Genomic DNA, 13,748 nt, shown 5'->3' with positions numbered 1-13,748 from the left:
CACCCTTACCAAAAGACCATGGCCTTCGACATTGACGTATTAATTGTCTATGCAGACCGCGATAATGAACCTCTTCTCCCTGGCGAGCCAGGCTGGGTCACGCAGTTCCGCAAGTTCCTGGAGCTGATGTTAACCCAGGTACTGGGCGAAAAACCGAACGTAGAACTAAAGCGCGAATCGTCATTGCGTGCCAGCATCGACAACGCTGCCGTGTGGGTAGCGCTGCTCTCTCAGGACTTTATCCAGTCCGGCGGTTGCCTGGATCATATCGAAGCAATCTTCAAACAAGCCGGCGCCGAAGCTCGCGGCCGCGTTTTCAAAGTATTCAAGACACCCCTCAACGTACAGGAACAACCGCCACGACTGCGCGAGATGTTGGGCTATGAAATGTACCAGCTGGACCCTGACTCCGGCGAGATTCGCGAGTACACTGATTACTTCAGCACCGAAGCGGAGCGGCAGTACTGGATGAAAATGGTCGACCTGGCCTACGACATCTACGAAACATTGCTCCGCCTGCGCAACACTGCTCCCACCGAAGGTAAAGCGCTATACAAACGTAAAACCATTTACCTGGCCGAGACAGCCCACGATCTTTCGGTACAGCGTAACATCATCAAACGCGAGCTACAGCGGCACGGCTATACCGTACTCCCTAACCAGACCCTGCCCGGCAATGTACAAGAGCTCGAGCGCCTCGTGCGCCGCGACCTGGACGAGTCCGCGCTTTCGATCCATCTGATCGGCAACGCCTATGGCGAAATACCCGAAGGTTCCGATCGCTCGCTGGTAGACATTCAGAATAAACTGGCGGCCGAAAAAAGCCTGCAAACCAAAGAACACACCCAGGCCTTCACCCGGCTGATCTGGATTTCGCCGCTCCTGACCCACGCCAGCGAAAAACAAAAAGGATTTATCGACACCATCAAACGCGATATCGAAGCGCAGGAAGGTGCCGAAATATTACAAACTCCGCTCGAAGACTTTAAGAACATCATGCGGGAAGAGCTGGAAGAAGCCGGTGGCAAGCGTGTGTTTGCCGAGACCGGCGGCCGCTCGATCTACTTCATGCACGACAAGGTAGACCACCGCGAGGCGAAGCCGCTCATTGACGTCATTAGACAGTCGGGCTTTGACGTACTGGTACCATCTTTTGAAGGCGACCTGCTGGACCTGCGCCAGCAGCATATCGACCACTTGTGCAACCTCGACGGCGCCATTATTTATCAGGGTAAGGTAAACGAGCAATGGGTACGCATGAAAGCCCTGGATCTGTTGAAGGCTCCCGGTTTCGGTCGCCGCAAGCCCATCGTGGCCAAGGCTATCGTCACGGCCCCCGGTGCTACACTCGACCCTGCTGGTTTTAAGAGTCAGAACCTGCAGGTAATAGAAGAAGATGCACAGCGTCCGCTGGAGTCCCTGAAGAATTTTTTACTTGAATTTAACGCCTGATCATGCACGCTGTAGCAGAAGACAGTTTAACGGCCAACCCGTTCCCCGGGCTGCGTCCGTTTAAGATCGATGAGAGTCACTTGTTCTTTGGCCGCGAAGGCCAGAGCGACGAGGTGCTGCTCAAGCTTTCGAAGAACCGCTTCGTTGGCGTGATCGGCCCCAGCGGTAGTGGTAAGTCGTCGTTTATATACTGCGGCGTCATGCCCATCCTCTACGGTGGCTTCCTGACCGATGCCAGCCCGAACTGGGAAGTGGTTGTTACCCGTCCCGGCGCCGGCCCGATCGACAACCTCGCAGAAGCATTGCTGAAGAACAATCGCGAGTATCAGAAAGCCGAAGCCGAAGAGAAACGCATCAAGCGCACCATCTTTTCTACCCTGCTGCGCAGCAGCTCCCTGGGCCTGGTGGAAGCGATCGAGCAGACCCGCAAGGATACTGATGTCAACTACCTCATCCTGGTCGACCAGTTTGAAGAGCTGTTCCGCTTTAAGGAAGGCCTTGATGCCAACTCGGTCAACGAGACACTGGCGTTTGTCAACCTGCTGATGGAGGCCGTGAACTATCCGGATGCACCGGTATATGTAGCCATTACCATGCGTTCAGACTTCATCGGCGATTGCGCACAATTCCCCGAGCTTACGCGTAAGATCAACGATAGTCACTACCTTATTCCCCAACTTACCCGCGACCAGAAACGCAAGGCCATCGAAGGTCCTGTGGCCGTGGGTGGCGCGGCGATTGCCCCGCGCTTAGTGCAGCAGTTGCTCAACGACCTGGGAGACAACCCCGACCAGTTGCCCATTCTGCAGCACGCGCTCATGCGTACGTGGACCTACTGGTCGCGGTACCGTGACTTTGACGAAGAAGCGGTAGACCTCAAACACTATGAGGCCATCGGCACCATGTCCGAGGCCCTTTCCCAACACGCCAACGAAGCCTACGACGAGCTTACCGAAGATCAGAAGCGCATCTGCGAAATGATGTTCAAAGCCATCACGGAAAAGCGTGGTGAGAACTTTGGTATCCGTCGCCCTACAAAACTGCACGAGATCGCGGCGATCTCGGACGTACAGGAAGAAGATGTTATTGCCGTGATCGATCGCTTTCGCGAAGCAGGCCGTTCGCTGCTGACACCTGCCGCAGGCGCAGCGATCTCGTCGAAGTCCATGGTCGATATCTCGCACGAGAGCTTGATGCGCATCTGGGTGCGCCTGAAGAACTGGGTGGACGACGAAGCCGAAGCTGTGCAAATGTATACGCGCCTGGCGGAAGCTGCTGCCATGCACCAGGTAGGCAAAGCCGGTCTGTGGCGTCCGCCGGATCTCCAGTTGGCACTGAACTGGCAAGCCAAACACAAGCCCACGCTCGTGTGGGGCCAGCGTTATAACCCGGCCTTTGAGCGCACTATGATCTTCCTGGAGTATTCCCGGAAGGAATGGGAAACCGAACAGCGCATCAAAGAGCTCGAGCAGAAACGCAAGCTCAAACGCGCGCGCGTCCTCGCCTTGATTATGGCTACTGCCGTGGTGATCTGTCTGTTGTTTCTCATGTATGCGTTCGTGCAGAAGGCTCGTGCCGACGAGCAATTTCAACTAGCCGAAGTGCAGCGCCTCAAGGCGGAGAACAATGCCGAAGCTGCCCGCAAAGCAGAGAAGGTGGCTGACGAAAAACGTCTCGAGGCTGAAAAGGCAACCGCTGCGGCCCTCGCCGCAAAAGAAGCCGAGGCCCAGCAACGCGAGCTTGCCCAGCAAGCCGAACGCGCCGCGGTTGAAAACGCCGAGCTGGCCAAGCGCAACGCTGCCGAAGCCCGCAAGAATGCCGAAGAGGCTCGCCTCAACGCCATGCGTGCGCAGACCAACGAGAAGTTTGCCAAGGAGCAAGAGCTGATCGCGATCCAAAATGCGAAGGAAGCCATGCGCCAGCGTTACATCGCCCAGGCCAAGGCCATGGCGGTGAAGTCAAAAGAATTGAACGACATCGAGCAGCAGGCGCTCATCGCCCAGCAGGCTTATAAATTCAACTCCGAGCACGAAGGGTATATCTATGACAATGATATCTACAACGGCCTGTATGCTGCGCTGAAGAAGCAGGATCATCCATTAACCAAGAGCCTGGAAGCACACGAACGTGGTGCCGCCCGTGCCCTGATGGCATCCCCGAAAGGCAACAACCTGTTTTCGGCGGGCAGCGACGGTAAGATTATCCGCTGGACCGAGCAAGGCAACCAATGGAAGTCGGAGATGCTGGTGAAACAAACCAACTACCAGTATTATACCATCGACATCAGCCGCGATGGCCGCTGGCTGGTGGCGGCAGGGCTGAACACCCTCAGCGAATCACGCAACTTTGTCGAGCTCTACGACCTCGAGAATATGGGGGCTGCTCCTAAACGTATCGACGGTTATACGTATGCGATCGAAAATCTGCGCTTCACACCCGATGGTAAAGGCTTCTATGCACGTGATAACTCGGGTAAGAGCATTCGCTACAGCGATCTGAGCACCAGCCGTGAAGTCATCACTCCCACCGTGAAGATCAACGCCATCGACCTGAGCGCCGACGGTACCCAGTTGGTAGGCGCCGGCGACAACGGCAGCCTGTTCTTATGGGATACGCGGAATAATTACGCTCCAGTAGAAGTAAAAGAACTGGGCGTACACCTCTCGTCGGTTGCCTTTGCGCCGGAAGGCCGCCGCATCGTGTTGGGTGACAATACCGGTATCGTGAAGATCTTTGACTACTTGAGCAATATGGTTATTCGTGTGCTGTCCGGTCACACGTCGGAGATCGCCGAGATCCGCTTCAACCACGGCGGCAACTTCCTGGCTACCGCCAGCAAAGACAAGACCGTGCGTCTCTGGAACCTGAACCGCCTCAAGGAGCAGCCTATTGTGCTAAGCGACCACAGCGACTGGGTATGGAGCGTGGCCTTTACGCCCGATGACGAGCAGCTGCTCGCCAGCATTCACAGCTCGGTGGAGACCGTGAAGGGCGTCGAGCATACCATCCACGCATGGCCCACCAAAATACCGGTGATGGCCGACATCCTCTGCGGACGCGTACGGCGCAACATCAACAAAGATGAATGGGAAATCTTCGTGGGTGATGACCTTCCCTATGAGTCTACCTGCGCTGCCCTGCCACCCAACAATGATTAATGCCGATGAAAAGACTTATACCCCTCATTCTCCTGGTGCTGATTTCGCTGGAAGGGTATTCCCAGCTGGTATCTTGCTCCCAGACCTTACGCCTTGCCCGCTCGACGTATGAGCAAGGCCGCCTGCATGAAATTCCGGCGCTGCTCGCCAAGTGTCTTGCCGGCGGTTTCTCGCAACAAGAAAAAGTAGAAGCGTACAAGCTGCTTTGCCTGTCGTATATATACCTGGAAGAGCCGCAGAAGGCCGATGAGGCCATGCTCAACCTGCTGCGCACCGACCATTACTTTAAGATCAATCCCGGCACGGATCCCGCGGAGTTTATTGCGCTCTATAATACATTCCGCACCCACCCCATCTATCGCATCGGGGGCAAGCTGGGGGTTAACGCCAGCGCACCGAACGTAGTGACCGCGGTAGAGGCCAACGACGGCGAAAGCAAATACAACCGTAAGATCGGCTTTCAGGTGCACGTGTCGGGCGAAATCCCGCTGAACGGCAACCTGATATTGAACCCCGAGCTCGGCCTCGCACAACGCAACTTCGAGTATACCAACCATCTGAGCTTTACCGACACGGCTTTTACCACGACCGCCGAGGAAAAACAAACCTGGATCACGTTGCCCGTAATCCTGCGGTATCAAATAACACGCAAATCGTTCATGCCCTACGTCGGCCTGGGTGTGGAGGCCGCGTACCTCGTCAACGCTTCGCTGAGTGGCAACCGTACCCGCCAGGGCTTCCAGTTTATCGAAGACAAATCGTTTGACCTGAAGCCGCAACGGGAAAAATTCAATGTCAGCGCCGTGGCGACGGCGGGCGCACACTTTCCGCTGGGCAGTGGTTTTGTCGTCACAGAAATCCGGTTTGTCTATGGTATCACCAAGGTGAATTCTGACAAGACCGCCTTTGCTGTCGACAGCAGCTTGCCGTTTGAATATGGTTATGCCGACAGCGTCTATAAGCTAAATTCTTTGTCTATCACGGCTGGGTATGTATACAACATCTTCAACCCCAAAAAACTGAACAAACGAAAATGAGGTTACGCATTATTCTTTGCGGGTTTGGACTATACTGCTGGGGTTGCAATAACATTGAGGATGCTTCGCCATCCGACCGCAGCACCTTCATGCATTTTTATGAAGCGCCACACAACCTGTATGGCGTGCAGGCAGAGCCTCTTGCCGATGGTTATATTATCGTCGGAAACGAATTGCTGGCCAATGGCAACCAAAACGGTTACATCATTCGCACCGACAGCCGGGGCCAACGGGTAGCCGACGATGTGATCCTGGGAGGCGGCTCGGTCAGTGACCTCAAGGTAACGACCGATGGTTACTACGTAATCGGCGACAGTATAAAGTCAAACCTGGAGTCGGGCGACGTCTCTGTGTTCGACCTGGTAGTATACTCCGCCCGCTTGTTCAAGCTGGACTTAAACGGAAACATCGTGAAAAAGCTTGTCATTGCCGACCGCAAGAACGCTACAAACATGACCGATATACACGGTGGCGCCCTGACGTTGAACGAGCAGGGCCAGATCGTGGTATTGGGTACGCTGCGTAAAGCTGGCGCTGCAACGACAGAAAACCCGTACCTGGTAGTGCTGGAGCCGCAAGGGCTGGACACCGTGTGGACACGGACATACGATGTACTGGAACGCGACTATGTCAATACCCGCGCGGTACACATCGCGCCTTCGGGCAAGATCATCTGGGCTACGGCGCTGCTGCGTGAAAATCAAAACTTCTCGCGGTCGTTCCTGGGCATTCCCTACATTCAGGAGAATTCCACATTTGAGAACTTTGCCCAGTTCGGTGAACAAACCGAACAGCAGCTTTATGCCCATGACTTACAACCTGCATCCTCTGCGGCGTCGGGCTTTGGTGTGATTGGCACCTACGCCACGCCGGCCGGCGCTAACGCGAATATGTTCTTTGTACGGGTGACGCAGGCCGGCGGTATCATTCCGGGCAGCCAGCGTTACTTCGACGGCATTTTGTCGGCTGAAAATGCGACGGTAGCGGAAGGTGACTCGCAAAGCGAAGACACGGGCGACGCCCTGACCGCGACACGCGACGGTGGTTTTGTATTGGCCGGTTCTATGCTGACCACGCCCGGGCGCGGTAAAGGTGGAAAAGATATATTCCTGGTAAAGATCGACGCGTTTGGCAATGTGATGTGGAATAAGATCCTGGGCGGTACGGGCAACGAGACTGTGAGCAGCATTCGCGAGACAGCGGATGGCGGCCTGCTCCTTTGCGGTTCCAACGAAGTATCGGGTTTGTCTTCGATCTTTATTATCAAGACCGACGAGAACGGAGAACTAACACAATAATACCCTGCTCCGGCGGACAGCCGCACGAGCAGCCATCATCTTGACGCTATAGTTTTAGTATAAATCTTTTATTGTTTAACGCATGTATCACTCTACTCTGAGAAGGTATTTTACGATCCTGCTTGTCCTGGCCGGTCTGCCTGCATTCGCGCAACCTACCAACTACCCGACGGGACTAATCGCCACAACGCTCAGCGCCACTTCCATCGAAGTTGAGTGGACGGGATCCACGGGAGGCACCTTGCCGACGAACTATGTGGTGTATGTCAAAACCTCCACTGGTACCATTACGCCACCGACCAATGGCACATTGACTCCCAACGATGCCAACTATGGTGACGGAGTCGGCTTCGAACACGTAGGCCATTCTGTGGGAACCAACACGTTTACGTTTAACGGCTTGCCCACGAATGAGACCTTTACCTTCGTTATCTACCCTTACAGGACCGGCGGTTCGCCCGACCCGTACTATAAAACCGACGGCACACCACCCTCTGTTACCGGCTCGACCAAAGCGCCTGTCATGGTTTCTACCACGGCGGCCAGCAACGTTACCGTTAACAGTGCCGACCTCGGCGGCGAAATTGGTACTTCTCCGAACAACATCACAGAGCGTGGCACGGTGTGGAAAACTGGCACAGGCGTAACGATAGGTGACAACAAACTGGCCGAAGGCGGCACCGGCACGGGCACCTTCACGGATAACCGCGGCAGCTTGCCGTCGGGTGTAAGAATATACTATGCCGCCTATGCAACGAACGCCGTCGGCACAACCCTGTCATCAGAAGCTTCATTCTATACCTACTCTACGGCGCCGGCTACGCACCCGACTGTTACCGCGGAAGCGCAAAGCCCCACCGAGATCGCATTAACCTTCCCCGCCGCCAGCACAATTACCGATGCGGCCGGATATATCATTTTGCGCACTACTGGCTCCGCCCCGACCGCCGCCAGCATTCAGGACGGTGTCGCTCCGGGCTCGCTAAACCTGAACGGCGCCACGCTGGTAACCACCATTACCAACACCAGCACAACGACCTATTCCAACACGGGCCTTACCGCGAATACGCGTTACTACTATGCCGTGGTACCCTACAACTGGAATGGTACAAACGCACAAACCTATAATTACCGCGGCGGCGCGTTCACTACCGACGACGACGTAACGCTTTCCAGTATCTCGACCGTTGCCTTTACAGCCGGTACAACGGCCTCCACCATTGCCTACCGAATCTACCAGTCAGGCGCAATGACCAACGACGGAAGTAACAGCCTCGCGCTGGGAACCTTCCAGATCCGTGACGGGGGCGCGTCTAACAACGATGCTGACGACAAGCCGACCATTGTAGAGAGCATTACCTTCAGTATCACCAATTCCGCCAACGTGCGCCGCGTAGCCCTGTACAACGGCACAACGGAAATATCGGGCACCGAACAGAGTGCGGGCAGTTCAGTCACCTTCACGCCCAGCACTCCCATTACGGTAAACGACAACGGCAATACGAGCATTTCAATCCGGGCCACGTTTCAGTCTTCCGTAAACGACAACCAAACCATTCACTTCACTGTTACCGGGGTCACCACCGTCACGAGCGCACCTACGTCGCGATTTGCCGCGGCCAACGGTGGCGGCGCTGTTTCTTCGCCGTCAACCGATAACAAGATCAACGTCGTGGCTTCCAAGTTCCTCTATGCCGCGCTCCCCGGCGCAGCACTAGGCACCGGCCAGACATTCAACCTTACGGTGCGTGCTGTAGACGGGAACCCTTATAATAACCTGGATGTCGATTACAATAAGCAGATAGACCTGGAAGTGACCGGCGGCACCGGAACGATCCAGCCTGGCGGCACCGATCTTCATCCGACCCTGTCCAACGGCGTCTATACCTGGCCGAATATATATTTCAGCATCGCTGGCACCTATACGCTCAAAGTAATCGACGACGCCTACAACCCCGACCCCGATCTAAGCGATATTTCGGGTAACGTAACGATCAGCAGTGATGGCGTTACGATCACGCCACCGGCAACGCTAAATCTGTGCTTTGGCGGTATCGCCCGGCCGCTGGGCAATATTATCATCGCAGAAACCGATGTGACCGACTTCTCCACCTCCGGCACAGTGTCGCTGGCATTGCCCCCGGGCTTTGTCTTCGATCAGACTGTCACGACCAATCCGACCATCACGCCCGCAGCACCGAACGCCGATATCTCGAATGCTTCCAACCTGAGCTACCCCGCCACCAACGTAGTGGAGTTTAGCTATACCGTTGTCGGAACGGATAAGCTCTCGACGATTACAATCACGGGATTGAAGGTCCGCTATACCGGCACGTCAGCAGCCTCTGGCAGTATAACCCGTCTCGGTGGTACCGCCAACATTACCGGCAACCAGGTGAGCGATGCCAACCCTCATGGTTCTGTCACTGCCGTCTCCGGCACCGCACCGTCGCCCTTTACGTTTACCGTTGCTGCGCTCACAGGGGAAGTGCCTGTGGCCCCAAACCAAAAACGCTTCAGCAAGAGTTCCAATGCTGTACGCCTGATCGGCCAACCTGCCGGTGGCGTGTTCAGCGGCCCGGGTGTAACGTTTACCAGCGGTGAATACCGCTTTAACCCTTCTACCCTGTCGGCCGACACCTACACCATCACGTATACGTATAAAGACGCTACTGCGCAGCAATGCGAATTTATACACACCGAAGACTTCGAAGTATATGTTACCAACATCAACAACCTCGAGATTGAGTATTGCAATAACGCAGACCCATCTCCTACGTTGACTGTAAGCGCATCGTATATCACCAGCCAGTATGGCCCAGGCTATGCGTTTCAAAAGTTTGTGTATTTTAATCCTTCCGTCGGGCAAACCGATATGGCGCTTCCTGCTAGCAATATCTTCGACCCGAAGCAAGCGGTGTACCAACCCATCTATGCTGCCACAGCCTCGATATACGGCACATACGGCATCTGGATCGGATTTGTCGTATCGAACGGTTTTTCTACTTTCCCGGAATGGCAGCTCGTACCGATCAAACAGGCACCTGCTGTAAATTTCTTTATTCCCAAGATGGAGTTCTGCTCGAACGAGGCGCCTGTCGTCCTGACCGGTGGTCCCGCGAACGGCGACAACCCCTCCGACGACTTCTTCACGGCTACCGGCACGGCCGTTACCTCGGTGACGTCCTCGGGTACACCCCGTGTGTGGTCGTTCAACCCGGCATCTGTGACAGGCGTCACGGCCTCTACGCCGGTAACGTTTAACATGACCTATACCTATCGCGACCCGAGTACAGGTTGTCAGAATACCTCCGCGGTGCAGCAGATCAAAGTAAGCTTACGCCCGCCGATCGTGCCCTCGGGCAACATTACTCCCGGCACCTCCATTGAGGTTTGTCAGGGTGGTACCATTGGCTCATTCTCGGCTGCGGCGGTGGCACAAACTTCATACGTTTGGTATTCCAATAACCCTCCGACAACCGTCGTAGGGGCCGGCAACTCGTTTGTGCCTCCGGTCAGTAACCTGATCGCCGGAACGTCGACGTTCTATGTTACGCAGAGCATCAACGGTTGCGAAAGTACACAGGCTCCGCGGTCGCTGACCGTCGAGGTAAAGGCCAGCCCCGCTGCGCCCGGTTCGGACTTCAGCCGCGAGTATTGCCAGTTTCAGAATATTCCCAGCAGCGAGCTGCAGGTGACCGGTACGGCCGTGAAGTGGTATGATGCCAACAGCGTGTTGACACACTCCGGCAGCAGCCCGTCCGCAGCAGACCTCGACATTGACAATACGGTGGCAGGGCCATACGGCTTCACGGTTACCCAAACAGTAGCCGGCTGCGAAGGCGCCAAAACAAAAGTAGGCGTTATGATAAAACCGCTGCCCAACCTCGACATTCTGCCGACCACGGGCGATCCGAACAAAATCTGTGTGACCGGTGGTTCACAGACCTTCCAGGCTACCGACAACGGAGCGGCGGCTCAGAATGGCACCTGGTCTGGTACGAACGGTATTAACTCGGCGCTCATTCCTATCGCTGCCGCCGGTACCGTACAGCTCAATGCGTCCTTGTTATTACCGAATAGCTATACACTGCACCTGGTATACCAAAATCCTACCACCTTATGCTCCAACACCAAAGACCTGGCGCTGACGGTGCTACCGACTATCGCTCCGAGCTATACCATCGGCACTGCCTGCGACGGCTTCCCTGTCAGCATTACGAATACTTCAACCATGGTTCCCATTAACGCTACCGATACCATTGCCTCTACCAGCTGGAGCTTTGGCGACGGGACTTCGCTTTCGGCGGGTAGCGGCGAGATTCTTCCCGGCCCCAACACGGTCAAGACTACTGGAACGTATTTCAGCCCCAACCACATTTTTAACGGCATTGGCAACTTCCTGGCGGAATTCACCATGGTTACATCCAGCGGCTGTATCATCACGCCCCCCAAGATCCCGATCACGATCAACCCGAACCCCGACGGTACCTTCGCCTGGCGCAACGTCTGCGTCGATCCTTCCGGCGGTTCGGATACAGAGTTCCTGGCTGGTACCAGCAACATTTCGGAAGCGAATATCCAGTCGTATGATTGGAACTTCTCAAAACATAATCAGCTCGTTGTCGGCACTGTCAATGCTCCCGGCACAGGCAAAATATCGAACGTAAATTATATCTCCGTAGGGACCGACACCGTGCGGTTGATCATCACCACGACAGCATCGTGTAAGGACACAATCCAGAAACCCGTATACATGGTACCTTCGTTTGGCACCGTGACCGAAACCAATGCTTATACGCAGGATTTCAACGGTACGGCCGATGGCTGGATTACCGGTGGCATACGTTCGTCGTGGGCACACGGCCACCCGGCCGGCGCCACGGTAAACAAGGATGCTTCCCCCAACGGCCTGGGTGGCGCCTGGGACACCAACCTCACCGGTAACAGCAATGCCGGCGAGCAGTCATGGGTCATGAGCCGGTGCTTCGATTTCTCGTTGGCTCAGAAGCCCATCATCTCGTTCGACATCTGGTCTGACACCCCTGCTGGCAACGACGGCGCGGTGCTGCAATACAATACCAGCGGCAATATCGAGAACGAAGCGCAGTGGCAGGTTGTAGGCCAGATTGGCCAGGGCGTGAACTGGTATGATGAAAGTGGTATCTCCAGCCGTCCCGGCAACCAGCCTTCCAACGACCTGGGCTGGACCGGTGCCTATGGAGACTGGAAAACTGCTACGTTCAAGCTCGACAACCTCATCGGCGAAGCCAACGTCGTTTTCCGTATCGCCTTTGCCAGCAACGCCCCACGCCGCGAAGGGTTTGCTTTTGACAACATCTTTATCGGCGAGCGGACCCGTACCGTGCTGATCGAAAACTTTACCAACTCGTCGGCCGCTGCCAACGGCACGGCACACAATGCGCTGTTCAATGCCTTCTCGCAAAACTCTCCGGAGATCGCCAAGATCCAGTTCCACACAGCATTCCCAGGCAGCGACCCGCTGAACGCCATCAACGCAGAGATCAACAACGCGCGCACCGCTTTCTATGGTATCACCACCTCGCCTACCTTCAGCCTCGACGGTAACGTAGTGAACACCACACCGGCGCTGGAAGCCCTATACAATGAACGCATCCTGACACCGTCACCCATCCGCCTGGATGTAACGATGACAAAGGAAGGTGAAGTGGTCAAGATCAAGACTTCGATCACCAACGCGACAAGCCAGGTACTGCCTACGGCCGGCGTGAATGTCTTCACTACCATCGTTGAAAAGACCATTACCGACCCTGCCTATCTGGGTGCCAGCGGCAACGCCGAGTTCCACTATGTGGCAAAGGAAATGCTGCCGACAGCGGCCGGTATACGCCTCACACAAGACATCGCACCCATGCAGACCATCGTGCTGGACGAAGTGGTCTGGCGCAACCGCGACCTGCTGACCAGCGGTGAAGGTGCCGTGGTCATATTCATGCAAAGCATTGAAGGTGGAAACAAAGAAGTATTCCAGGCGAAGGTGATCGACGCTACGGATGAGCCGGACTTCGTTACAGCCAACGAGCCTACCTTTGGCGATCAGGTACGTGTATATCCTAACCCCACCCGCGGCGAAGTAAACATCGACCTTCCTGTGAAGGCGGCACAAGATCTTCCCGTAAGCCTGGTAGATGGATTTGGACGCACCGTATACCAACAGGTCTTCCAACGCGGCGATAAACGTAAAACCATTTCTACTGCAAGCTTTCCCGACGGCGTGTACATCTTACAGGTCCGTTCGGCAGAAGGTAGCGTGATGCACCGCAAGCTGGTGATCACCCACTAAAGCGATATATAGGCTGGCAGGGACGACAAGCGCTCCGTCTTGTTTTCCTGCCAGTCTACTTGAAAATAATAATGGCTTAGGCCATTCGTTACTACCAGGTAGGGCGCCCGTAGCGTGGCGTTATACGTCGATGCCTGGTGTACGGTATTTTGATTGATCGGTTGGGTAGGAGCTTTGCATTCGATCACCATCCAGGGTGCTCCCAGCCGGTCGAATACAACAATGTCCGAACGCTTGGACAGCTGGTTATACGACAACCCTCCCTCCACGCGAATCAATGCGCGGGGGTATGCCAGGTCCCGCAACAGATGATGCACAAAATGCTGCCGCACCCACTCTTCAGGGGTCAATACCAGGTACTTCTTTCGCAGCACATCGAAGATCCAATAACGATCGTCTGCTTTCTTGACCTGATATTCAAAGGACGGAAGGTTGAGGTCGTACATGCCGGGGCGAAGATAGGCAGTTTTAGCACATA

General features: G+C 55.3%; 6 protein-coding genes. 5 read left to right on the top strand and 1 reads right to left on the bottom strand.

All coding sequences use genetic code 11. The features are described from left to right. The first annotated feature begins 18 nt into the window (after positions 1-18). The 5 genes from KK062_RS07145 (at position 19) to KK062_RS07125 (ending at position 13,270) form a co-directional block, all read left to right on the top strand. Positions 19-1,452, top strand: coding sequence for a DUF4062 domain-containing protein (locus tag KK062_RS07145; RefSeq protein ID WP_254083579.1), 1,434 nt, complete (start codon positions 19-21; stop codon positions 1,450-1,452). A 2-nt stretch (positions 1,453-1,454) separates the two neighbouring features. Then, positions 1,455-4,610, top strand: a complete 3,156-nt coding sequence (locus KK062_RS07140; RefSeq protein ID WP_254083578.1) for an nSTAND1 domain-containing NTPase — start codon at positions 1,455-1,457, stop codon at positions 4,608-4,610. Between the two features lie 5 nt (positions 4,611-4,615). Then, the gene (locus KK062_RS07135) at positions 4,616-5,647 is read left to right on the top strand and encodes a porin family protein (RefSeq protein WP_254083577.1); all 1,032 of its coding nucleotides are present in this window, start codon (positions 4,616-4,618) and stop codon (positions 5,645-5,647) included. Further along, the gene (locus KK062_RS07130; RefSeq protein WP_254083576.1) at positions 5,644-6,945 is read left to right on the top strand and encodes a hypothetical protein; all 1,302 of its coding nucleotides are present in this window, start codon (positions 5,644-5,646) and stop codon (positions 6,943-6,945) included. Before KK062_RS07135 ends, KK062_RS07130 begins: the two co-directional genes overlap by 4 nt. An 82-nt stretch (positions 6,946-7,027) precedes the next feature. Continuing rightward, complete coding sequence (locus KK062_RS07125) at positions 7,028-13,270, top strand: T9SS type A sorting domain-containing protein (protein WP_254083575.1); 6,243 nt, start codon at positions 7,028-7,030, stop codon at positions 13,268-13,270. Here KK062_RS07125 and KK062_RS07120 read toward each other — a convergent pair. Continuing rightward, positions 13,267-13,716 carry a type I restriction enzyme HsdR N-terminal domain-containing protein gene (locus tag KK062_RS07120; RefSeq protein ID WP_254083574.1) on the bottom strand — a complete coding sequence of 150 codons (450 nt, stop codon included), beginning with the start codon at positions 13,714-13,716 and terminating at the stop codon, positions 13,267-13,269. The two genes, KK062_RS07125 and KK062_RS07120, sit on opposite strands and share 4 nt — an antisense overlap. Positions 13,717-13,748: the final 32 nt, after the last annotated feature.

It is taken from the genome of Dawidia cretensis, assembly GCF_018598175.1.
Lineage (GTDB): Bacteria > Bacteroidota > Bacteroidia > Cytophagales > Cyclobacteriaceae > Ohtaekwangia > Ohtaekwangia cretensis.
The sequence above is the reverse complement of the archived record's forward strand: the minus strand, read 5'-3'. Positions and strand labels throughout refer to the sequence as shown.